General features: G+C 66.8%; 22 protein-coding genes. 19 read left to right on the forward strand and 3 right to left on the reverse strand.

All coding sequences use genetic code 11. The features are described from left to right. Positions 1 to 62: 62 nt before the first annotated feature. The 12 genes from IEV83_RS05560 (at position 63) to IEV83_RS05615 (ending at position 12,588) form a co-directional block, all read left to right on the forward strand. A complete protein-coding gene (locus IEV83_RS05560) occupies positions 63 to 1,355 on the forward strand; it encodes an ROK family transcriptional regulator (protein WP_181758600.1) in 1,293 nt (430 codons plus the stop codon). Between the two features lie 76 nt (positions 1,356 to 1,431). Further along, entirely contained in the window at positions 1,432 to 2,433 is a 1,002-nt protein-coding gene (locus IEV83_RS05565; RefSeq protein WP_371873417.1) for a sugar ABC transporter substrate-binding protein, read from the forward strand. 110 nt (positions 2,434 to 2,543) lie between these two features. After that, positions 2,544 to 3,620, forward strand: coding sequence for an ABC transporter permease (locus IEV83_RS05570; RefSeq protein WP_181758598.1), 1,077 nt, complete (start codon positions 2,544 to 2,546; stop codon positions 3,618 to 3,620). Then, positions 3,617 to 4,399 carry an ATP-binding cassette domain-containing protein gene (locus IEV83_RS05575; RefSeq protein WP_181758597.1) on the forward strand — a complete coding sequence of 261 codons (783 nt, stop codon included), beginning with the start codon at positions 3,617 to 3,619 and terminating at the stop codon, positions 4,397 to 4,399. The genes IEV83_RS05570 and IEV83_RS05575 overlap by 4 nt, the downstream gene beginning before the upstream one ends. 47 nt (positions 4,400 to 4,446) lie before the next feature. Beyond that, entirely contained in the window at positions 4,447 to 5,418 is a 972-nt protein-coding gene (locus IEV83_RS05580; protein WP_181758596.1) for a carbohydrate kinase family protein, read from the forward strand. Continuing rightward, on the forward strand, positions 5,418 to 6,890 hold the full coding sequence (gene zwf, locus IEV83_RS05585) for a glucose-6-phosphate dehydrogenase (RefSeq protein WP_181758595.1): 1,473 nt from the start codon (positions 5,418 to 5,420) through the stop codon (positions 6,888 to 6,890). The genes IEV83_RS05580 and zwf overlap by 1 nt, the downstream gene beginning before the upstream one ends. Positions 6,891 to 7,050: 160 nt before the next feature. Beyond that, the gene (gene edd / locus IEV83_RS05590) at positions 7,051 to 8,886 is read left to right on the forward strand and encodes a phosphogluconate dehydratase (RefSeq protein WP_181758594.1); all 1,836 of its coding nucleotides are present in this window, start codon (positions 7,051 to 7,053) and stop codon (positions 8,884 to 8,886) included. Between the two features lie 129 nt (positions 8,887 to 9,015). Continuing rightward, positions 9,016 to 9,654: a bifunctional 4-hydroxy-2-oxoglutarate aldolase/2-dehydro-3-deoxy-phosphogluconate aldolase gene (eda, locus tag IEV83_RS05595; protein WP_181758593.1), complete on the forward strand. Its 639-nt coding sequence runs from the start codon at positions 9,016 to 9,018 to the stop codon at positions 9,652 to 9,654. Between the two features lie 44 nt (positions 9,655 to 9,698). Further along, on the forward strand, positions 9,699 to 11,366 hold the full coding sequence (gene pgi, locus IEV83_RS05600; protein WP_181758592.1) for a glucose-6-phosphate isomerase: 1,668 nt from the start codon (positions 9,699 to 9,701) through the stop codon (positions 11,364 to 11,366). A gap of 177 nt (positions 11,367 to 11,543) precedes the next feature. Beyond that, positions 11,544 to 11,816 carry a YMGG-like glycine zipper-containing protein gene (locus IEV83_RS05605; RefSeq protein WP_181758591.1) on the forward strand — a complete coding sequence of 91 codons (273 nt, stop codon included), beginning with the start codon at positions 11,544 to 11,546 and terminating at the stop codon, positions 11,814 to 11,816. Between the two features lie 68 nt (positions 11,817 to 11,884). Beyond that, positions 11,885 to 12,154 carry a YMGG-like glycine zipper-containing protein gene (locus IEV83_RS05610; protein WP_181758590.1) on the forward strand — a complete coding sequence of 90 codons (270 nt, stop codon included), beginning with the start codon at positions 11,885 to 11,887 and terminating at the stop codon, positions 12,152 to 12,154. A gap of 164 nt (positions 12,155 to 12,318) precedes the next feature. Continuing rightward, a complete protein-coding gene (locus IEV83_RS05615; protein WP_181758589.1) occupies positions 12,319 to 12,588 on the forward strand; it encodes a YMGG-like glycine zipper-containing protein in 270 nt (89 codons plus the stop codon). Between the two features lie 182 nt (positions 12,589 to 12,770). On the opposite strand, the gene ald is transcribed toward IEV83_RS05615, so the two are convergent. Then, positions 12,771 to 13,904, reverse strand: coding sequence for an alanine dehydrogenase (ald, locus tag IEV83_RS05620; protein ID WP_181758588.1), 1,134 nt, complete (start codon positions 13,902 to 13,904; stop codon positions 12,771 to 12,773). Positions 13,905 to 14,069: 165 nt separating this feature from the next. Between ald and IEV83_RS05625 the strand changes: the two genes are divergently transcribed. The 3 genes from IEV83_RS05625 (at position 14,070) to IEV83_RS05635 (ending at position 16,051) form a co-directional block, all read left to right on the forward strand. Continuing rightward, positions 14,070 to 14,570, forward strand: a complete 501-nt coding sequence (locus IEV83_RS05625) for an Lrp/AsnC family transcriptional regulator (RefSeq protein WP_181758587.1) — start codon at positions 14,070 to 14,072, stop codon at positions 14,568 to 14,570. A gap of 88 nt (positions 14,571 to 14,658) precedes the next feature. Then, positions 14,659 to 15,138 (forward strand): response regulator, encoded by a 480-nt coding sequence (locus IEV83_RS05630; protein WP_181758586.1) that lies wholly within the window; start codon positions 14,659 to 14,661, stop codon positions 15,136 to 15,138. Positions 15,139 to 15,169: 31 nt separating this feature from the next. Next, entirely contained in the window at positions 15,170 to 16,051 is an 882-nt protein-coding gene (locus IEV83_RS05635) for an SMP-30/gluconolactonase/LRE family protein (protein ID WP_181758585.1), read from the forward strand. On the opposite strand, the gene trhO is transcribed toward IEV83_RS05635, so the two are convergent. After that, positions 16,031 to 16,837 (reverse strand): oxygen-dependent tRNA uridine(34) hydroxylase TrhO, encoded by an 807-nt coding sequence (trhO, locus tag IEV83_RS05640; protein ID WP_181758584.1) that lies wholly within the window; start codon positions 16,835 to 16,837, stop codon positions 16,031 to 16,033. The two genes, IEV83_RS05635 and trhO, sit on opposite strands and share 21 nt — an antisense overlap. Before the next feature lie 251 nt (positions 16,838 to 17,088). On the opposite strand from trhO, the gene IEV83_RS05645 reads away from it, so the two are divergent. Further along, positions 17,089 to 18,000 (forward strand): PhzF family phenazine biosynthesis protein, encoded by a 912-nt coding sequence (locus IEV83_RS05645; RefSeq protein WP_181758583.1) that lies wholly within the window; start codon positions 17,089 to 17,091, stop codon positions 17,998 to 18,000. Between the two features lie 259 nt (positions 18,001 to 18,259). Here the strand turns inward: IEV83_RS05645 and IEV83_RS05650 are convergent, their stop codons facing one another. After that, entirely contained in the window at positions 18,260 to 19,963 is a 1,704-nt protein-coding gene (locus IEV83_RS05650; RefSeq protein WP_181758582.1) for a hypothetical protein, read from the reverse strand. A 243-nt stretch (positions 19,964 to 20,206) separates the two neighbouring features. Here IEV83_RS05650 and IEV83_RS05655 point away from each other — a divergent pair, with 243 nt between their 5' ends. The 3 genes from IEV83_RS05655 to IEV83_RS05665 all read left to right on the forward strand — a co-directional run bounded on the left by IEV83_RS05655 (position 20,207) and on the right by IEV83_RS05665 (position 22,846). Further along, entirely contained in the window at positions 20,207 to 20,875 is a 669-nt protein-coding gene (locus tag IEV83_RS05655) for a TetR/AcrR family transcriptional regulator C-terminal domain-containing protein (protein ID WP_181758581.1), read from the forward strand. 40 nt (positions 20,876 to 20,915) lie between these two features. After that, the gene (gene ilvC, locus IEV83_RS05660; RefSeq protein ID WP_181758580.1) at positions 20,916 to 21,935 is read left to right on the forward strand and encodes a ketol-acid reductoisomerase; all 1,020 of its coding nucleotides are present in this window, start codon (positions 20,916 to 20,918) and stop codon (positions 21,933 to 21,935) included. Positions 21,936 to 22,291: 356 nt separating this feature from the next. Next, a complete protein-coding gene (locus IEV83_RS05665; protein WP_181758579.1) occupies positions 22,292 to 22,846 on the forward strand; it encodes a dihydrofolate reductase in 555 nt (184 codons plus the stop codon). Positions 22,847 to 22,983: the final 137 nt, after the last annotated feature.

Genomic DNA, 22,983 nt, shown 5'->3' on the forward strand with positions numbered 1-22,983 from the left:
CGGGCGCTTGCAGCCCGCCGGCATTCGCCGGAGAGGTTTTCGGCGGCAGGGAGAGCGCCCGGATGGCAAGACGCCCGCTGGTCGGACAAGGGTCGAACTCGGTCCAGCTTCGCCGCTACAACGCCCGCATCGTGTTGCAGGTGCTGCGCCGGGTCGGCAGCGCCTCCAAGGCCGATCTTGCGCGCCTGGCCCAGCTTACCAACGCCGCCATTGGCGCCATCATCCAGGATCTCACCGCCGCCGGGCTGATCACCTCGCTGGGCAAGCGCCGCCATGGCGGGCGCGGCCAGCCGGCAACCATGCTCACCCTCTCGCCCACCGGCGCCTACGGGTTCGGCGTCCGTCTCGACCGCACCGCGATCGAAACGGTGCTGGCGGATTTTTCCGGCAGCATCATCGGCCGGCGCAGTCATGACATGCTGCTGCCGGAGCCGGCGGCGGCCATCGAGCTGGTGCGCCGCGACATCGACGCGCTGTTGCCGCTGGTGCCGCCGCAGGAGCGGGCGCGCATCGCCGGCATTGGCGTTGCCATGCCGTTCAACCTCGGCGCCTGGCTGCATGAGTTGGGCCTGCCCGCCGGCGTCTTCCATCTGTGGGACGCGGTCGATGTGCGGGGTCTTCTGGAGGCGGCGACCGACTTCCCGGTGTTCGCCGAAAACGACGGTACGGCGGCGACCATCGCCGAGCTGTTTTCCGGTGCCGGGCGCGGCGCCGATGACTTCCTCTATCTCTTCCTCGGACCGGCCATCGGCGGCGGGCTGGTCATGGGCGGCGATTGCCAGAAGGGCGTCACCGGCAATGCCGCCGATGTGGCGATGATGCCGGTGCCGCCGAGCACGCTCGCCTCCGCGCCCCGTCCCGGCAAGCCGCTCGATATCCTGCTGACCCGCGCCTCTCTTGCCGCGCTGCGGCGCCATCTTGCCCATTGCGGCGTTGAGGCCCGGTCCCGCGACGAACTGGAGCGGATGGTCGAGGCCCGCCATCCGGCAGTGGAGGAGTGGCTGGCCGATTGCATCGCCGCGCTGACCCCGGCGATCTCCGCCGCCACTGCGCTGCTCGATATTCCGCTCGTCGTCATCGATTTCGACATCGACGGAGGCCTCGCCGACCGGATCGTCGCTGGCCTTGCCGAGGCGCTGGCGGCAGCCGCGCCCGAGGCCCGCGCCGCGCCCCAGGTCGCGCGCGGCTCCTTCGGCCGTGATGCCGGCGCCATCGGTGCCGCCTGCCTGCCGATGTTCATCAACTATTCCCCGCGCGCCGCGATCCTGACCGGCGTCGAGGCAAGCCCGGGCCATCCCGGCGTGACACCGCAGGAAGCGGGCGTGCCACAGATGGCCCGGATCGCACCCGGCTGAGGGAGGACCACGCAGCCGGATCTTGAAGCGGTCGCATGCGACCAATGGGAGGAGACCTGACATGCTTCGCAATCTGATGCTCGCCGGAACGCTGCTCGGCACCCTTTCGGCCCTTCCGGCCATGGCCACCGAGACCTCGGCCTGCCTGATCACCAAGACCGACACCAATCCGTTCTTCGTCAAGATGAAGGAGGGCGCCAGCGCCAAGGCGGAGGAACTGGGCATCACGCTCAAGTCCTACGCCGGCCGGATCGACGGCGACCACGATGCCCAGGTGGCGGCGATCGAGACCTGCATCGCCGATGGCGCCAAGGGCATTCTCATCACCGCCTCCGACACCAAGGCCATCGTCGAGGCGGTCACCCAGGCCCGCGACGCCGGCATTCTGGTAATCGCTCTCGACACCCCGCTGGAGCCCATCACCGCCGCCGACGCAACCTTCGCCACCGACAACTTCAAGGCCGGCGAGCTGATCGGCCAATGGGCCGCCGCCACCCTTGGCGAAGGGGCCAAGGACGCCCGCATCGCCATGCTCGACCTGGCCGTCAGCCAGCCTTCGGTCGGCGTGTTGCGCGATCAGGGCTTCATGACCGGCTTCGGCATCGACGTGAAGGACCCGGCCAAATGGGGCGATGAAGAGGACGAGCGGATCGTCGGCCATGACGTGACCGCCGGCAACGAGGAAGGCGGCCGCACGGCGATGGAGAACCTTCTGACCAAGGATCCCACCATCAACGTGGTCTACACCATCAACGAGCCGGCCGCCGCCGGTGCCTATGAGGCGCTGAAGGCGGTGGGACGGGAAAACGACGTGCTGATCGTCTCCGTCGATGGCGGCTGTCCGGGTGTGCGCAATGTCGCCGAAGGGGTCATCGGCGCCACCTCGCAGCAATACCCGCTGCTGATGGCCGCCCTCGGCATCGAGGCGATCAAGACCTATGCGGACAACGGCGTGAAGCCGGCCCCGACCGAAGGCAAGGCCTTTTTCGACACCGGCGTCGCCCTTGTCACCGACAAGCCGGCGGAGGGCGTGCCCTCGATCGACACGAAGGAAGGCCTCGACAAGTGCTGGGGCTGAACCCTCTGGCGTATCGCTGACCCATCCGCCGACGGACAGCCCCCTGCCCGTCGGCGGACCGATCCACCACCCACCCGGCCGGCGGGTGCTGCCTTTCGGGGAGGAGACCCATGAGTGACCTTGAGACGGGCAATACCCGGGACTTCGAACAGGGCCTGCGCGCCAGCGCGGACGCGCCCGCCCGCTTCGACAGTCACAAGCACTCGACGCTCGACCGGATCCAGCACCGGCTGCATGCCAATCCGGAGCTGGTGCCGCTGATCGTCCTCGTCCTGTCGGTCGCGGTGTTCGGCGTCCTTCTCGGCGCGAAATTCTTCTCGCCCTTCACCCTCACCCTGATCCTGCAGCAGGTCGCCATCGTCGGCATCGTCGGCTGTGCCCAGTCGCTGGTGGTCCTCACCGCCGGCATCGACCTGTCGGTCGGCGCCATCATGGTGCTCTCCTCGGTGGTGATGGGCCAGTTCACCTTCCGCTATGGCTTGCCGGTGGAACTCGCCGTCCTTTGCGGCCTCGCCTGCGGCGCGCTCTGCGGCTTCATCAACGGCGCCTTGGTCGCCGTCATGCGCCTGCCCCCGTTCATCGTCACCCTGGGCATGTGGCAGATCGTGCTGGCGTCGAATTTCCTTTACTCTGCCAACGAGACCATCCGCAGCCAGGACATCGCCCGGGAGGCGGCGCTTCTGCAGTTCTTCGGCGAAAAGATCAACATTCAGGGCGCCGTCTTCACCTATGGGGTGATCGCCCTGTTTGTTCTGGTGCTGGTGCTGAACTACGTGCTCAACCACACCGCCTGGGGCCGGCATGTCTATGCCATCGGCGACGATCCGGACGCGGCGGAACTGGCCGGGGTGCGCGTCGCCCGCATCCGCATCTCGGTCTACACCCTCGCCGGGCTGATCTGCGCCCTGGCCGGCTGGGCGATGATCGGCCGGCTCGGCTCGGTCTCGCCGACCACCGGCCAGTTCACCAACATTGAATCCATCACCGCCGTGGTGATCGGCGGCATCTCGCTGTTCGGCGGACGCGGATCGGTGCTGGGCATGCTGTTCGGCGCCCTCATCGTCGGCGTCTTCTCGCTCGGCCTCAGGCTGATCGGCACCGACCCGCAATGGACCTACCTGCTCATCGGCGTGCTGATCATCTCGGCCGTCGCCATCGACCAGTGGATCAGAAAGGTGGCCGCATGACCCGCTCCCCCATCCTGACCGCCCGTGGTCTCGTCAAGCGCTATGGTCGGGTCGTCGCCCTCGACCGGGCGGATTTCGACCTTTACCCCGGCGAGGTGCTGGCGGTGATCGGCGACAATGGCGCCGGCAAGTCGACCCTGATCAAGGCGCTGTCCGGCGCCGTCACTCCGGATGAAGGCGAGATCCGCCTCGATGGCGCGCCGGTGCATTTCACCGCGCCGATGCAGGCGCGGGCCGCCGGCATCGAGACCGTCTACCAGAATCTCGCCCTGTCGCCGGCCCTGTCGATCGCCGACAACATGTTCATGGGCCGGGAGCTCCGCACCCCCGGCTTCCTCGGTCGCTACCTGCGCAAGCTCGACCGCAAGGCGATGGAACGGATCGCCCGCGAAAAGCTCACCGAACTGGGCCTGATGACCATCCAGAACATCAATCAGGCGGTGGAAACCCTGTCCGGCGGTCAGCGTCAGGGCGTCGCCGTCGCCCGCGCCGCCGCCTTCGGCTCCAAGGTGGTGATCATGGACGAGCCGACCGCCGCCCTCGGCGTCAAGGAAAGCCGCCGGGTGCTGGAGCTGATCAAGGACGTGCGCCGGCGCGGCCTGCCCATCGTGCTGATTTCCCACAACATGCCCCATGTGTTCGAGGTGGCGGACCGCATTCACATCCACCGCCTCGGCCGCCGGATTGCCGTCATCGATCCCAAGGCCTATTCCATGTCCGACGCGGTGGCGATCATGACCGGGGCGATGGACCCGCCGGAGGCCGATGCCGCCGCCTGACATTCGCCGCCGTCCCGCCCGGGACGGCGCCTGAAGGACCACTTGCCATGATACTTGTCTGCGGCGAGGCGCTGTTCGACCTCTTCGCCGAGGAAGACGGCGACCGCCTGACCCTCGATGCCCGCATCGGCGGATCGCCGGTCAATGTCGCCATTGGCCTCGCCCGGCTTGCCACTCCGGTCAGCTATTTCGGCGCGCTTTCGGGCGATCTGTTCGGCCGCCGGCTGCGGACGACCCTTGCCGCCGAGGGCGTGCGGCTCGACCATGTGCTGGCCACCGACGCGCCCACCACCTTGAGCATCGTCGGCCTTAGTGCCGCCGGCAGCCCGGAATACACCTTCCACGGAGAAGGGGCCGCCGACCGGCAGGTGCGGCCGGCAGACCTTCCCGACCTGCCGCCGGAGATCGCCTGCATCCACATCGGCTCCTTCGCCATGCTGGTGCCGCCGGTCGGCGACAGCCTCGCCGCCCTCGTCGCCCGCGAGCATGGCCGCCGGATGATCGCCTATGATCCGAACATCCGCCCGACCGTGGTTGCCGATCTTGCCGCCTGGCGGGCCCGGCTGGGTGCGCTGCTGCCGCATGTGGATCTTCTGAAGATCAGCGGTGAGGACCTTGCCACCCTCTACCCGGATCGGGACGCCGCGACACTTGCCGCCGCCTGGCTCGCCCGGGGGCCGTCGCTCGTCGTCGTCACCCATGGGGCGGAAGGAGCGGAAGCCTTCACCGGCAAGGCCCATGTCGCAATCCCCGGACACCCGGTCGCGGTGGTCGACAGCGTCGGCGCCGGCGACAGTTTCCAGGCGGCAATGCTTGCCCGGCTTGGCGAGCGCGGTCAGCTTTCCGCCGAAGCTCTTGCCCGGCTCGATGCCGAAGACCTCGGCGATCTCCTGCACTTTGCCGCCAGCGCCGCCGCCCTCACCTGCACCCGGCGCGGTGCCGACCTGCCCCGGCGCGCGGAGCTTGCCTCCGCGTGCCACTCCGCCCCCTTCCCGTCTCCGCAAAACAGAGGCCCCTGATGGCTGTCCGTGTCATTGAAGTCGATCCGTTCGATCTTGTCGTTTTCGGTGCCACCGGCGATCTTGCCTACCGCAAGCTGCTGCCGGCGCTCTACCACCGCGATCTCGACGGCCAGTTGCCGGAAGACGCCCGCATTCTCGCCTGCTCGCGCCGCGACATGAGCGATGCGGAGTACCGCGCCCGGGCGGCCGAGGCGGTGCGCGAGCACGTAAGCGATATCGAGGAACCGGCGCTGTCCCGCTTTCTGGAGCGGCTGAGCTATCTGGCCGTCGATGCCAGTGGCGAGCGCGGCTGGGAGGACCTCGCCGCCGCGCTTGAAGATCGGCCCGAGGTGATCCGTGCCTTTTATCTCGCGGTCTCGCCCGATTTCTTCGGTGCGATCTGCGAGCGCATCGGCCGGCATGGGCTGGCAAGCGATACCGCCCGCATCGTCATCGAAAAGCCGATCGGCAAGGATGGCCAGTCGGCCCGGGCGCTCAACGCGGCCATTGGCGCGGTGTTCCGCGAGGATCAGATCTTCCGCATCGACCATTATCTCGGCAAGGAGACGGTGCAGAACCTGATGGCGCTGCGCTTCGCCAATGCGCTGTTCGAACCTCTGTGGAACGCGGCGCATATCGACCACGTGCAGATCACCGTTGCCGAGGCGCTCGGGGTGGAAGGCCGGGCGGGCTATTACGACACCGCCGGCGCCATGCGCGACATGCTCCAGAACCACATCCTGCAACTGCTCTGCCTGGTGGCGATGGAGCCGCCGGAATCCATGGACGCCGATTCCGTGCGCGACGAAAAGCTCAAGGTTCTGAAGGCACTGAGGCCAATGGACCCGGCCATGGTGGAGCGCGCCACCGTGCGCGGCCAGTACCGGGCCGGCGCATCGGCCGGCGGCGCGGTGCCCGGCTATCTGGAAGAGCTGGACGATCCCGGCTCGCAGACCGAGACCTTCGTCGCCCTGAAGGCGGAAATCGCCAACTGGCGCTGGGCCAACGTGCCCTTCTACCTGCGCACCGGCAAGCGGCTCGCCGACCGGGTGTCGGAGATCGTCGTTCAGTTCCGCCCCATCCCCCATTCGATCTTCGAGGAAGAGGCCGGACCGATTTCCTCCAACCGGCTGGTGATCCGCCTGCAGCCGGACGAGGGCGTGCGCATGCAGATCATGATCAAGGACCCCGGCCCGGGCGGCATGCGCCTGCGCCAGGTGCCGCTCGACATGTCCTTCGCCGAAGCCTTCCGGGTGCGCAACCCGGACGCCTATGAACGGCTCTTGATGGATGTGATCCGCGGCAACCAGACCCTGTTCATGCGCCGCGACGAGGTGGAGGCCGCCTGGGCCTGGGTCGACCCGATCCTGGAGGCCTGGGCGCACTTGCGCGAGCCGCCGAAGGGCTACACCTCCGGCACCTGGGGGCCGTCCGCCGCCATCGCCCTGATCGAGCGTGACGGCCGCACCTGGTTCGAAGACCTGATCTGACCGCACTCCCGATGCAGCCCGGTATGGTGGCGGGCGGCAAAGGCTTGGCAGCGAATTTAAATCGATTTAATTGAAGGCGGCGCCGCACCGGGGCGACGCGCCGACAGGGTCCCGACGGCATCGCGACCGGATGGGCAACAGACAGAAGGACGAACGGCAGATGAGCGTTCAGGCAACCATCGGCGAGGTCACCGACCGCATCCGCCAGCGCAGCCGCGACAGCCGGGCGCGCTATCTCGACCGCATCCGCGCCGCAGGTGACGCCGGCCCCAGGCGCTCGGTGCTGTCCTGCGGCAATCTCGCCCATGGCTTTGCCGCCTGCGGTCTCACCGACAAGGACCGCCTCTCCGGCGACGTGGTGCCCAATCTGGCCATCGTCACCGCCTACAATGACATGCTGTCGGCCCATCAGCCCTACGAGCGGTTTCCCGAGCTGATCCGCGCGGCGGCGCGCGAGGCCGGCGCCGTTGCCCAGGTCGCCGCCGGTGTTCCGGCCATGTGCGACGGCGTCACGCAAGGTCAGGCCGGCATGGAGCTGTCGCTGTTTTCCCGTGACGTGATCGCCATGAGCGCCGCCGTCGGCCTGTCGCATCAGATGTTCGATGCGGCGGTGTTCCTCGGCATCTGCGACAAGATCGTTCCGGGCCTTGTGATTGCCGCCCTCTCCTTCGGCCACCTGCCTTGCGTCTTCATCCCGGCCGGGCCGATGCCCTCGGGTCTGCCCAATGACGAGAAGGCCAAGACCCGCCAGCTCTACGCGCAAGGCAAGATCGGCCGCGCCGAGCTGCTGGAGGCGGAAAGCAAGTCCTACCATTCGCCGGGCACCTGCACCTTCTACGGCACCGCCAATTCCAACCAGATGCTGATGGAGATCATGGGCCTGCACCTGCCGGGCACGAGCTTCGTCAACCCCAACACGCCCTTGCGCGATGCGCTGACCCGCGAGGCCGCCCAGCGCGCCCTGGCCCTCACCGCCCTTGGCAATGCCTACACCCCGGTCGGCGAGGTGATCGACGAGCGGGCCATCGTCAATGGCGTCGTCGGCCTGCACGCCACCGGCGGCTCCACCAACCACACCCTGCATCTGGTGGCCATGGCCCGCGCCGCCGGTATCCATCTGACCTGGGACGATATTTCCGACCTGTCTGCCGCCGTGCCGCTGCTCGCCAGGATCTACCCGAATGGTCTTGCCGACGTGAACCATTTCCATGCCGCCGGCGGCATGGGGCTGCTCATTCGCGAGCTCTTGTCCGCCGGGCTGCTGCATGAGGACGTGCGCACCGTCAACGGCACCGGTCTTGACGGCTACACGGTCGAGGCCCGCCTTGCCGAGGACGGCACCGTACTCCGCGAGCCGGCACCGGCGGAAAGCGGCGATCCCAAGGTGCTGACCAGTGCCGCCCGCCCGTTTCAGGAAAATGGCGGCCTGACCGTTCTGTCCGGCTCGCTCGGCCGGGCGGTCATCAAGGTCTCGGCCGTCCGGCCCGACCGCCGGGTGATCGAGGCGCCGGCGCGGATCTTCGCCTCGCAGGACGATCTTCTTGCCGCCTTCAAGGCCGGCGAGCTGACCGGCGATGTGGTCGCCGTCGTCCGCTTCCAGGGTCCGAAGGCCTGCGGCATGCCCGAATTACACAAGCTCACTCCGGCCCTTGGTGTGCTGCAGGATCAGGGGCTGAAGGTGGCGCTGGTGACCGACGGACGCATGTCGGGTGCCTCCGGCAAGGTGCCGGCGGCGATCCACGTCACCCCGGAGGCCGTCGACGGCGGCCCCATTGCCCGGCTGCGCGACGGGGATATCATTCGCGTCGACGCGGAGGCCGGACGGCTGGAGGTGCTGGTCGATCCGGACACCTTCGCCGCCCGCCCGGCAGCCACCGCCGAGCTTGCCGGCAACACGGTCGGCGTCGGCCGCGACCTCTTCGCCGCCTTCCGTGCCGCCGCCAGCCCGGCCGATGAAGGCGCCCATGTGTTTGGCCCGAATTTCGGCAAAATTTGACGCGATTGCGATTGAAATTGTCAAAATTGCACGCATCGGAAGCGAAGTTTTAAAGGACGAAGCGCTAGAAACGGGCCAAACGCATGCCGCTCCCTTCGGGCGGCCCGTGCCCAGACCGCCGGAGAGGCCATGACACAAGACACCCAGCGGATTGACACGGTGATGACCGCAAGCCCGGTTATCCCCGTCCTAGTCGTCGAGGATCCGGCGAAAGCCGTGCCGATGGCCAGGGCTCTGGTGCGCGGCGGCTTGCCGGCCATCGAGATCACCTTGCGCACGGAAACGGCGCTGGAGGCGATCCGCGCCGTCGCCGCTGAGGTGGCGGGCGCCATTGTCGGCGCAGGTACGGTTCTGGACGCCCGCCAATATGACGCGGTGGCCAAAGCCGGCGCCCGGTTCGCGGTCGCCCCCGGGGCGACCGAGGCGCTGCTGTCCGCCGCAGCCGGACATGACGTGCCGCTGCTGCCCGGCGCCGCCACCCCATCCGAGGTCATGCGCCTGCTGGAGGCCGGCTATTCCCGGCTGAAGCTGTTTCCGGCCGAGGCGGTCGGCGGGCTCGCGCTGTTGAAGGCGCTTGCCTCTCCCCTGCCGGCGGCCCGGTTTTGCCCGACCGGCGGCATCACTCCGGCCAATGCCCCGGCCTATCTGGCGCTTTCCAATGTCGCCTGCGTCGGCGGTTCCTGGATCGCGCCGGCCGCCGCCATTTCCGCCGGCGACTGGGACGGGATCGAGCAACGGGCGCGGCAGGCGGCGGCCCTCGACCGCTGACATCGAAACGCGCCAAACCGGCGAAACGGGGAAGGAGAACAGGGATGACGGCCGATCATTGGCAACGCCTGCGCGACCATGCCGAAACGCTGAAGCCCATCGGCCTGCGCGGCCTGTTTTCCGCGGAAAACAACCGTTTCGAGCGGTTCTCCGTCTCCCTTGACGACCTCACCCTCGACCTCTCCAAGACCCTGATCACCGAGGAGACCCTCGGCCTGCTCTTCGCCCTGGCCGACAACTGCCAGCTTATGGCCCGACGCGCGGCGATGTTCCAGGGCGCCCCGATCAACACCACCGAGGACCGCGCCGCCCTGCATGTCGCCCTGCGCAATCTGTCCGGCGCGCCAATGTATCTGGGCGGTGCCGACGTGATGCCGGAGGTGTTGACGACCCTGGCGCGGATGAGCGCCTTTTCCGCCGCGATCCGCAGCGGCAGCCTGACCGGCCATCGCGGCGCGCGCTTCACCGATGTGGTCAACATCGGCATCGGCGGCTCGGACCTTGGACCGGCGATGGTCACCGCCGCCCTTGCTCCTTACGCCGATGGCCCGCGCCTCCATTTCGTCTCCAATGTGGACGGCGCCCATATCGCCGACACGTTGAAGCCGCTCGACCCGGCCACCACCCTTTTCATCGTTGCCTCCAAGACCTTCACCACCACCGAGACCATGACCAACGCGGCCACCGCCCGCCGCTGGATCGCCGGGGCCCTCGGCGAGGAGGCGGTCGGCAGCCATTTCGCCGCCGTCTCGACCGCGCTCGACAAGGTCGCCGAGTTCGGCATCGACAAGACCCGCGTGTTCGGCTTCTGGGACTGGGTCGGCGGACGCTATTCGGTCTGGTCGGCGATCGGCCTGCCGGTGATGATCGCCATCGGCGCGGAGCGGTTCGAGGCCTTCCTTGGCGGCGCCCATGCGATGGATCTGCATTTCCAGCAAGCGCCGATGGCCCGCAACCTGCCGGTGCTGCTGGGCCTTGCCGGCGTCTGGCACCGCAATGTGCTGGGCTATGGCGCGCGGGCGATCCTTCCTTACGATCAACGGCTTGCCCGCCTGCCCGCCTATCTGCAACAGCTCGACATGGAATCGAACGGCAAGCGCGTGTCCCGCGATGGCACAGCAGTCACCGAGGCCACCGGTCCGCTCGTTTGGGGCGAGCCGGGCACCAATGGCCAGCACGCCTTCTTCCAGCTTCTGCATCAGGGCACCGATGTGATCCCCTGCGAGTTCATTATCGCCGCCGAAGGCCACGAACCGGATCTTGCCCATCACCATCGGCAGTTGGTTGCCAGTTGCCTCGCCCAGTCCGAAGCCCTCCTGCGCGGCCGCGATCTGGCAGAAGCCCGGCGCCAGCTCACGGCTGAAGGCCACCCCGCCGATGTCGTCGAAAAGCTCGCGCCGCACAAGGTGTTTCCCGGCAACCGTCCCTCGATCACCCTCGTTCATGACAAGACCACCCCATACGCGCTGGGACGGCTGATCGCGCTCTACGAACACCGGGTCTTCGTCGAAGGCACGATCTGGAACATCAACTCCTTCGACCAATGGGGCGTGGAGTTGGGCAAGGAACTGGCCTGCGCCTTGCTGCCGCTGCTCGCCGGTCAGACGCCGGAGACAGGACCAGGAGAGCCTGTCCACGACAGCTCCACCCTCGGGCTGGCGCGGCGTCTTTGCCGGGCCATGCGGGAAGAAAGCACCACTCCCGAGACCTGATTCGCCCCTCTCGCCCGCGAAACAATTTGCCATTCCAATGATCTGCGTCACAGCTTCACCCCCGCAGGTACCTAGACTGCCAGGGCATTTGGTGCTGAAATACCCGTAAGGCACGGATGGCCCTGTGTTGTCGGGCAGGTTTCGAAGGCGCAGCAATCGTAACAACAGGAAACGACAATGACCTTGAGAATTTTGCTTGTGACAGCAACGGCCCTGACGCTCGCGGCCTGCCAGTCGGACAGCCAGCGCGACCGCGCCCTCGTCGGCGGCGGCCTTGGCGCGGCCACCGGTGCGGCCGTTGGCGCGGCGGCGACCGGCGATGTGGGCGGCGCCCTCGTCGGCGGTGTGATCGGCGGTGTTGGCGGTGCCATGGTCGGATCGGCCACCACCCCGAAGAACTGCGTGGCCCGCGACCGCTATGGCCGCCGCTACCGGGTTGCCTGCCCGTAACCTGCGGCGCGGGTAAACGCCCCTGACGACGCACGACCGGCTTTCTGCATGAACCTCTGGAGGCGATGATGGTGAAGATTGTTCTCGTTTCAGCCGCAGCCCTGCTGCTTGCAGCCTGCCAGTCGGACAGCCAACGCGACCGCGCCCTCGTCGGCGGCGGCCTTGGCGCAGCCACGGGCGCGGCCGTCGGCGCGGCGGCGACCGGCGATGTGGGCGGCGCCCTTGTCGGTGGCGTGATCGGCGGTGTCGGCGGTGCCATGGTCGGATCGGCCACCACCCCGAAGAACTGCATTGCCCGCGATCGCTATGGCCGCCGTTATCGGGTCGCCTGCCCATAAACCTGCCACATCTGGCGGGCATAAGCAGAATGGCAAACAAAAAACTGGATCGGGCCGGTGTTTTCAGGAACAACAGGGCCGGTGACATATGTCTTTGCGCGACCGGTGGACGGGACCGCATCGACACGAAGGGTCTTGGCCCTGATTTTCTGGAGGCATAGTGAATGAAAAAGGTTGTACTCGTATCGGCGGCGGCTCTCCTGCTCGCGGCCTGCCAGTCCGATAGCCAGCGCGATCGCACCCTCATCGGCGGTGGCCTTGGCGCCGCGACCGGTGCAGCAATCGGCGCGGCAACAGGCGGCGGCGCCGGCGCCGCCCTTGCCGGTGCGGCGATCGGTGCGGTTGGCGGCGGCGTCGTCGGCGCGGCGACCACACCGAAGAACTGCATTGCAACCGACCAGTACGGCCGCCGCTACCGCGTCGTCTGCCCCTGATCCAACAAACAAGATCCCGCACCGCAGCTGCGATGCGGGATCGCTGGATGTTGGCCGGCCTCTGGCCGGATGACAGTAGAAAAGCCCCCGTCGCCTGGCGCCGGGGGCTTTTCTCTATCTGGCTCTTTGGTCCTCACGCACCGGGCTTTTCTGCCCGCAGCCGAAGACGATGGCTGGATCGCTCAGGCCGCGGCCGCGACATCCGCCAGCGCATCGCGCGGATCGACATAGTCGTAGCCCAGCGCATCGGCGACCGCCTGGCAGGTCACCTTGCCGCCATGCACATTGAGGCCGGCGAGCAGATGCGGATTGTCCAAAAGCGCCTGCTTGTAGCCCTGATCGGCCAGTGCCAGAACAAAGGGCAAGGTCGCGTTGGTCAGCGCATAGGTCGAGGTGCGCGGCACCGCGCCGGGCATGTTGGCGACGCAGTAATGCACCACATCATCGACCATGTAGGTCGGTTCCGCATGGGTGGTGGCGTGGGAGGTCTCGAAACATCCGCCCTGATCGATCGCCACATCGACCAGCACCGAGCCGGGCTTCATCCGCCGCACATGCTCGGCGGTCACCAGCTTGGGCGCCGCCGCCCCGGCCACCAGCACCGCGCCGATGACCAGATCCGCGTCCAGCACATATTGTTCCACCGCGGCGCGGGTCGAATAGACCGTGCGCAGCGCCGAGCCGAACCGCGCCGACAATTCGCCGAGCACATCGAGGCTGCGGTCCAGCACGGTCACATCCGCGCCAAGGCCGAGCGCCATGGTGATCGCCTGGGCGCCAACGACACCGCCGCCGATCACCACCACCCGCGCCGGCGCCACTCCGGGCACCCCGCCGATCAAGGCGCCAAGCCCCCCATGCACCCGCTCAAGCGCGGTCGCCCCCGCCTGGATCGACAGCCGGCCGGCCACCTGGGACATGGGCGCCAGCAGCGGCAAGCCACCGCGCTTGTCGGTCACGGTCTCATAGGCGATGCATGTCGCGCCCGACTTGACGAGGTCTTCCGTCTGCGGCGCATCCGGCGCCAGGTGCAGATAGGTGAAAAGCACATGATCGGGTCGGAGCATCGCCCGTTCCGACGCCTGCGGTTCCTTGACCTTGACGATCATGCCGGCAGCGGCGAACACCTCCGCCTCATCCGGCAGGATCCGCGCGCCCGCCGCTTCATAGTCGAGATCCGATGCACCGATGCCGATCCCCGCGCCGGTCTCCACCACCACCTCATGCCCATGAGCGACAATCTCCCGAACAGCATCCGGGGTCAGGCCGACCCGATATTCGTGATTCTTGATTTCCTTCGGCACACCGATACGCATGGCTGTCTCCTCTCTCACCCGGGCTCTGTTGGCCACGTTTCTTATTTTGACAGTATACGTCTTTTTCTTCCGAATTCGGTTGCAAACTTGACACTTTATGCGCATTCGAAGCAATATTGTTGCGACGAATAGAAAATCGACCGCAGAATCTGCGAAAGGCAGTTCATGCCCCTCGACCGGATCGACCGCCGCATTCTGGAGCGCCTGCAACGGGACGGACGCATTGCCAATGCCGACCTGGCGGAGTTTGTCGGCCTGTCGGCCTCCGCCTGCCTGCGCCGGGTCCGGACGCTGGAGGAAGCCGGCATCATTGATCGATATGTCGCGCTGCTGGATCAGAGCAAGATCGGCCGGCGCATGGACATCTTCGTCGAGATCTCTCTCAAATCGCAATCGAACGAGACTCTGAGCGCCTTCGAAGAGGCGGTGGCCCGATCAACGGAGATCATGGAATGCCACCTGATGGCCGGTGATGCGGATTACCTCTTGCGCATCGCCGCCGCCGATCCGGTCGATTTTGAGCGCATCCACCGCGATCATCTCGCCCGGCTGCCGGGCGTGTCGCGCATGCGCACCTCCTTCGCCATTCGCGCCGTATCGAGGAACACCGCCTTCTCCCTTCCCGAGACGGGGCCCGACCTGCCACAACAGGCAAAAGCGAAATGAACGCATAGGTTTGTGGGAGAGTGTATAGGTTACCACTACCATATACACCTAAGGTCGATTCTGCAGGCAGGGGATCAACGGGTTTTTCATGACGACCACGCACGCCCAGAGCGGCAACTTCACGGCGCCGCTTCTGCTCGTCGATGACGATCCGGACGATTTGTGGCTGGTGACGCGCAGCCTGTGCAAGGCGTGCCCATGGGACCGGCCGCTGACGGTCGCCTGTGCCACAACCGGCTCGGAAGCGCTGCGCTACCTCGATGCGCGCCTGCAATCGGGCATCGCCCCACCCGGCCTGATCCTGCTCGACATCAACATGCCCGGCCTGAGCGGGATCGAGACGCTGATCCGGCTGCGCACCCGCCCGGCCCTTTCCGGGGTGACCGTGGTGTTCCTGACCACCGCCGACGATCCGGGCTCCCATGGCGAAGCCTTGCGCGCCGGCGCCGATGCAGTGATCGCCAAGCCCGATACCGTTGCCGCGCTCGACGCCTTCGCCGCCCATGTCTTTCGCACCTGGTTGCGCGAGGATCCCGCACCGCCGCAGCAGATCTCCGCCGCTGGTTGAACCGTCCCGCCCGAGATGTCAGAACTCTCCAATGAGCCAAGAAATCGCCTTGTTGGATGTGCCCTCCTGCCAGCTGGGGGAATCGCCGGTCTGGGACCATCGGCTGTCCCGTCTCTACTGGTGCGACATTACCGGCCAGCGCCTGCACGCGCTGGACTGGGCGGACCGCCGGCACATGAGCTGGCCCATGCCAGATACGATCGGCGCGCTCGGCCTGACCACCGACACCGACACGCTGGTCATCGCCCTGCGTGACAAGGTCGGGCTGCATCACCTGCCGACCGGGCGCTTCGATCTTCTGACCGATGTGGAGGCCCACGACCCGCGCACCCGGCTCAACGACGGCAAGGTGGGGCCGGACGGCGCCTTCTGGGTCGGCACCATGGACGACCGCCCCGACCGCCAGCCCATCGCCTCCCTTTACCGGAGCACGCCGGACGGCGCCTTGACCCGCATGGTGGGGGAGCTGCGCACCTCCAACGGCCTGGCCTGGTCGCCCGATGGCGCGACCCTCTACCATTCCGACACCCGCCCCGGGTGGATCGACTGCTGGGATTTTGACGTGGCGACCGGCGGCATCTCCAACCGGCGGCGCTTTGCGCAAGTTGTCAATGACGCAGGACGCCCGGACGGGGCCGCCATGGATGCGGAGGGCTGCTACTGGTCGGCGGGGGTCTCGGCCGGCTGCCTCAACCGCTTCGCGCCGGACGGCAAGGTGATCCAGACGATCCCGCTGCCACTGCCCCGGCCAACGATGCCGTGCTTCTGCGGGCCAGACCTCGATGAGCTGGTGATCACCAGCCTGCGGCCGGAAACGGATGCGGCTCTGCTCAGCGCCTATCCCAACTCCGGCGGCCTGATGGTGCTCACCCCGTCGGTGAAGGGCCTGGCGTCACACCTGTTCCGTATCTGACCGGGGCGTTTCGGCGATCACCTCGGCGGGCAGCACCGCATGGGCTTCCGCCGGCGCCTCCCGGCCCCAGGTCGGCGCCAGATCGTGATCGACGGCGATCCGTTCATCGAAGACGAAGCAATCGCCGCGCCAGAGGCTTTCCTCGCGCGGCACCTTCTCCAGATAGTTCAGGATGCCGCCTTCAAGGTGGTAGACCTCGCCAAAGCCTTCCTCCAGCAGCAGCGCGCTGGCCTTCTCGCAGCGGATACCGCCGGTGCAGAATATCGCCACCTTCGGCTTGTTGGCAACCTGCCGGGCGCTGCGCACCCACTCGGGGAAGCTGCGGAACGAGCGGGTTTCGGGCGAAACCGCCCCCTCGAAGGTTCCGAACGCCACCTCATAGTCGTTGCGCGTGTCGATCAGCACCACATCCGGATCGGCGATCAGCGCGTTCCAGTCGGACGGCGGCACATAGGTGCCGACGACCCGGCGCGGGTCGATCCCCTCCACTCCGAGGCTGACGATTTCCCGCTTCAGCCGCACCTTCATCCGCCGGAAGGGCATCCGCTCCGCATGGGAGGCCTTTTCGGTCAGCTCCGCCAGGCGTGGGTCGGACCGCAGATGCGCCAGCACCGCGGCGATGCCCGCCTCCGGCCCGGCGATGGTGCCATTGACGCCCTCCGTGGCCAGCAGGATCGAGCCGCGCACCCCTTCCGCCCGGCACAGATCGAGGAGCGGTGCGCGCAAGCCCTCGTGATCTTCCAGCGGCGTGAAGTGATAGAAGGCGGAAATGCGAACGTCGGACATTCAGGGCACCCGGGGCAAGAAAGCGGCCGCGATGTTTGGCCGGTCCGGCGGTTCTATACCGAAGCGCCCCCGTGTTCAAACCGCGCGTGGGTGAACGTTCCCGGCCTTTTGAAAATCATGTCCATTCCCCCGGTCCGGTTCATCGCCGGTGCTGGTCACGGACCGAAGGTCGTGCCACAGTCGGGCCCAATCCGGTCTGGCATCCAGGGCGGACCGCAGGATATCAATGGAACAGCAAGGGACGCTCGCCAATGGCCCGCCGCTACGCCGTACTGGACGTTTTCACAAATCAGCCCCTCGCCGGAAATCCGCTGGCGGTGGTGCTAGATGGCGACGGCCTGTCGGATCAGCGCATGCAGGCGATTGCGCGGGAATTCAACCTGTCCGAAACCGTGTTCGTGCTGCCGGCGGACAATCCCGCCCATTCGGCGCGCCTTCGCATCTTCACCCCCGCCCGGGAGCTGCCCTTCGCCGGCCACCCGACCATCGGCACCGCCATTCTGCTGGCCAAGGAGCGGTTCGGCGAGACCGACGCGGACCAGAACGCGATGGTGGTTCTGGAAGAAACCATCGGCAACATCCGCTGCGGCGTGGTGCTGAAGAACGGCGCCGCCGGCTTTGCCGAATTCGACGTGCCGCGCCTGGCCCGCGCCGCGCCGCCACTCGCCGACAAGGAGATCGTCGCCGCCGCCCTCGGGCTGGAGCCGAGCGAGGTCGGGTTCGAAAACCACCGCCCCTCCTCTTTCGAGGCGGGCCTGCCCTTCGCCTTTGTCCCGGTTGCCAATCTCGACGCTCTGCGCCGGGCCCGGCCCATGCTCACCCATTGGGACGAGGCCTTCGGCCGGCATGACCACAATGACGCCTATGTCTATTGCCGCCAGACGACGGCCAATGACAGCACCTTCTCCGCCCGCATGTTCGCCCCCGACATGGGCATTGCCGAGGACCCGGCCACGGGCTCCGCCGCCGCCGCCTTCGCCGGCGTGGTGCAGCATTTCGACCAGTTGCCCGACGGCACCCATTTCCTGCGGATCGAACAGGGTTTCGACATGGGCCGCCCGTCACTGATCGACCTGGAAATCGACATCGCCAACACAGCTTTGAAGGCGGTGCGGATCGGCGGCCAGGCGGTGGTGATGGCCCGCGGCGAGATCTACGCCTGAGGCAGCGTCAGCCGAACCGGGGGGGCGACAACGCGTCTCCACATCGAACGCGGATGCTCAAGGCTCCCCGATCCCGGGTCGCGGGCCTTCGGCCCTTGCCCGGGAGGACGCCGAGGAGCTACCGAAGCGCGCCCTCTCAGGCTGAAACCTCCATCCCCAACATCACGGTCTTCTCGCGCTACCCCGGGCAAGCGTCAGCGCGACCCGGGGTCGGAGAGGCATCAAAGCTGCCTTTTTCCAAGAATGGACTGGCGAACGCTCAGCCGCTGAAAAAGCTTACAAGCCAATCAAACAATTTTGAAAAGTGTTCTCCGAGCGTCTTCGCCGATCCGGGATTGCTGATGGCATTCGTGGCAACCCCATAGGTTATAATCTTGGAGCTTTGGCCAAGAAAGCCCCCAAGCCCTCTCAGCCAACGGGTCAAACGCCGCTGACGCACAGATTCCGAAGCCTCGCTGGTATCTGGACTTGCAAGGGCCTCGCGCGCTTTATCTGTGTAGTGCTCCAGTGTTTGTTGCGCGGAAGGCGCAAGCACCCTCCCGCCATCGGCACGGATCGCACCTTCCACCTGCGACAGGATCTCGCCGACGGCACACGGCGTCGCCTTTTCGGGATCAAGCTCCAGCGGCGGTTTCTCATTTGCTGCGGGTGCCGGCTCGGGCTGCTGCGGTTGCAAGAGCAGGCGCAGCTCTTCGGTGCGCCTGACCAGCCGCTCCACATCCTCGCGGGTGGCACCGGGCCAGGCCAGATCCTCAAGCAACCGCGTATGATCTCGCAGACACGCCGCCGCATCGTCCAGCACATACCAGACCGGGGGCGACTGGCTGGCGGCTTGCGAGAAGTGACCAATATCGCGAGCCAGATAGGGCCCAAGATTGTGCGGCATCTCACCAAGCATCGCCGCGACCTTGTCGGCGGTTAGTCTCAGACCCAGAAGCCGTGCCTGAAGATCTTCAGGGTGGTCAAGCGGAGGTTTGGCGTCCGGCGGACTGTCGCGCGCGGCGATCCTGCCGTCCTTCATGACGGCAGACACCGGCGCCTCATCCTGTAGGCGCTGTTTCACCACCTCGTGCCAGTTGGGCTCTTGCCCGCTTTCGGACAGGCCTGAGCCCTGCAGGTTGCCCGTCTCCGCCTTTGAGTCCTCCGCCCCCTCGGCCTGGAGGTCCGCCCTGATCCGCTTCAACTCGGCATTGACCGCCTTCGCGCCTTGTTTCCAAAGCCCGTCCGGCAACATGATCCGTGCACGATCCAGTTTGGCCTCTGGCGGACGACCGGCAAGCCGATCCTCGTACCAATCGGTCCAGATGTCCCAGTCCTCGTTCCGCGAAAGCAAATGCGCCTTGAGGCTCTGCCAGTCGGCGGCCAGATCACCGGGCATGCCATCCGGCCACAGCGGCATGATATAGAGCCGAGACGCAGATAGCCCCGTAGTCAGCCGCGCCCTGTCCCGGGAAAGCGCTCTGGCGATAGCGGAGTAGGCAGCAGCAGCGTTGGAAGCGGCGGCGGCGCTCTTATAGATGGCGGTCTTGTCGGCAGAGGCGAAGGCGGCTCCGGTGAAAGAAGCTCCAGCGAAGAAAGTTTTGCCAGCGGCAGTTCTGAAAAAGCTTGCTCTAGCAACTGCGAGGTAGGCGCACACTCTATCAACAACGGCCACGCCTTTTTTGTCCGCACAGGCGGGCGCTGCGCGCGCAAAAGCGTAGAGGGCGCGGTCGGCGGCCGCTCCTAATGCCTTCTGGTCACCGAAAACACCAAACGACCAAGCGACGTTGACAGCACGAAACAAGGGTAAGACGAAGGTGTCCCCCGACCTCATTCTCCAATCAAGATTTCGCGTAAGGAACAGCAGCGCCCGCAGCGCCGAGCGCGCAGCAAGGACGACAGACACCTCTACCGGTTGCGTTCGCAACCAAGCCTCAAACTCTTTCTTGTCGAAGCCTTCGGCGACGCCGTTTGTTTCACCCATCCCATCCATATCGACAGTCTCACCGGGCCACCAACACAGCGCAACCGCTATGCAGCGTTTATCCCCCTCTGCAATCGCCGCCGGCTCGATCCGCGCGTCCTGAACAGCATGTTCCCTCCCCTCACCCCTTGCCGCTTGACGGCGGCGGCGTTCCGGGTCATGGTGCAGCCGAACCGTACGGTACGGTACACATCAGACACCCCATCGCACTCTCCACCGACGCGAAGAGCCCCGCCGCTTTCCATGATCAGCGCCCCCGCCCCCGAAGAGTTCAACGACCGCCAGAACGAGGTTCTCGCCTCGGCGCTGCGTCTGGTCGTGGAGGGCGGCGAGAAGGCGCTGACCACGGCGGCGCTCGCCCGGGCGGCCAACTGCTCCAAGGAAAGCCTTTACCGCTGGTTCGGCGACCGGGACGGTCTGCTGGCCGCCATCGTCGCCCATCAGGCCGCCAAGGTGCGGGTGCCGCATGAAAGCGCCGAGCGGATGACGGCGGACGCGTTCCGCGCCCGGCTGGTGACCTTCGCCGAGGACCTTCTGACCGTGCTTGCCGGCGAGACCTCACTGGCGCTCAACCGGCTGGCCATCAGCCAGACCAGCCGCGAAGGCGCCGCCCTTGGCCGCCTGCTGCTGGACCGGGGCCGGGGCCGCATCGCCGAGCGCGCCCGGGACCTGTTGCGCGCCGGCCAGGCCCAGGGCCACATCGCCTGCGACGACATGACCGAGGCCTACCGCACACTCTATGGCCTTATCGTCCGCGACCAGCATGGCCGCTGGCTGCTGGGCGAAAGCCCGGATGGGGCGCGCGACGGCTTCGCGGCCCATGCCCGCACCGCCATCGACCAGTTTCTCACCCTCTACCGGGCCACGGGCACGCCCCGCGACCAGGAAAACACCCCGGCCGGCGCCCTTTAAGCTCCGGCCATTTCGAAAACGCCAAACGGGAGCTACCAACATGCGCGTTTATTACGATCGCGACGCCGATCTCAATCTGCTGAAGTCGAAGAAGGTTGCCGTCATCGGTTACGGTTCGCAGGGCCGCGCCCATGCGCTGAACCTGAAGGATTCGGGCGTTTCCGACGTGGTCGTCGCCCTGCGTCCGGGCTCCACCACCGCCAAGAAGGTCGAGGCCGACGGGCTCAAGGTGATGAGCGTCGCCGATGCCGCCGGCTGGGCCGACCTGATGATGATGGCCACCCCGGACGAGCTCCAGGCCGACATCTACAAGGATCACATCGCCGCCAACATCCGCGACGGCGCCGCGATTGCCTTCGCCCATGGCCTCAACGTTCACTTCGGCCTGATCGAAGCCAAGGACACCGTTGACGTCCTGATGATCGCGCCGAAGGGCCCGGGCCACACCGTGCGCGGCGAATACGAGAAGGGCGGCGGCGTGCCGTGCCTGGTCGCCGTCCATCAGGACGCTTCGGGCAATGCCCTCGACATCGCCCTGGCCTACGCCTCGGGCGTTGGCGGCGGCCGTTCGGGCATCATCGAGACCACCTTCCAGGAAGAGTGCGAGACCGACCTGTTCGGCGAGCAGGCAGTCCTGTGCGGCGGCCTCGTGGAGCTGATCCGCGCCGGCTTCGAAACCCTGGTCGAGGCCGGTTACGCGCCGGAAATGGCCTATTTCGAGTGCCTGCATGAAGTGAAGCTGATCGTCGACCTGATCTACGAGGGCGGCATCGCCAACATGAACTACTCCATCTCCAACACGGCGGAATGGGGTGAGTACATGTCCGGTCCGCGCGTCGTGACGCCGGAAACCAAGGCGGAGATGAAGCGCATCCTCACCGACATTCAGACCGGCAAGTTCACCTCCGAGTGGATGCAGGAATGCAAGGCCGGCCAGGCACGCTTCAAGGCCACCCGCCGCCTCAACGACCGCCATCAGATTGAGGAAGTCGGCGAGAAGCTGCGCGGCATGATGCCGTGGATCAAGTCCAACGCGCTGGTCGACAAGGACCGCAACTAAGGCGCCTTTCGCCTGACGCGATCCACGGCCTTTTTCCTCTTGCGCCTGCCTTCGGCAGGTCGCGGGGGGATCAAGTCCAACGCCCTTGTCGACAAGGACCGCAACTAAGGCGCCTTTCGCCTGACGCGATCCACGGCCTTTTTCCTCTTGCGCCTGCCTCCGGCAGGTTGCATTCCGGTTTGCGCCTGCCTCCGGCAGGTCGCCGGGGGGGATCAAGTCCAACGCCCTGGTCGACAAGGACCGCAACTCAGGCGCTCCTGTCGACAAGAAGCGTGTCGAAGCGCTAGAGCTATCCAAACAAGGAAGCGGCCCGCCCCCGGCGGGCCGCTTTCGTTGAACGACAGGAAGGACAGGCCATGCCCGACAAGCCGAGCGATGCAGCCACCGAGACGACGCAGCCCGAACTGGTTCTGGTCGCGGCGGTTGGCGAAAACGGCGTCATTGGTGTCGACGGCGCCATGCCCTGGCATCTGTCCAGCGACCTGAAACGGTTCAAGCGGATCACCCTCGGCTGCCCGGTGGTGATGGGCCGCAAGACCTTCCAGTCGATCGGACGGCCGCTGCCCGGCCGCGAGAACATCGTCGTCAGCCGCGATGGCGACTGGGCCCGCGACATCGCCGGGATCACCCTGGTCTCATCGCTGGAAGACGGGCTCGCCGCCGCGACCGACAGCGCCCGGCGCGCCGGTGCCAGCGCGGTGATGGTGATCGGCGGCGGCCAGATCTACGCCGCCACCATCGACCAAGCCGACCGGCTGGAAATCACCCGGGTGCATGTCAGCCCTAAGGGCGACACCCGCTTTCCCGACATCGACCCGGCCCGGTGGGTCGAGGTGGCGCGGGAGACACCCGATCCCGGCCCGAAGGACAGCGCGGCCATGACCTTCCTCACCTATCGCCGGGTTGGCTGAACCACCGGGCGAGCCCACCCGCGTCGCCTTCACGCCTGTTTGCGTCGCCTTGGGCCTTTCGCACCGCATCCCGATTTCCTAGAATCACCCCAACGGCGGCGCGCATCATCGCGCCCCGCCCGCTTTTTCACGAGAAG

The sequence above is a fragment of the Stappia taiwanensis genome, assembly GCF_014635285.1.
In the GTDB taxonomy this organism is placed as follows: domain Bacteria; phylum Pseudomonadota; class Alphaproteobacteria; order Rhizobiales; family Stappiaceae; genus Stappia; species Stappia taiwanensis.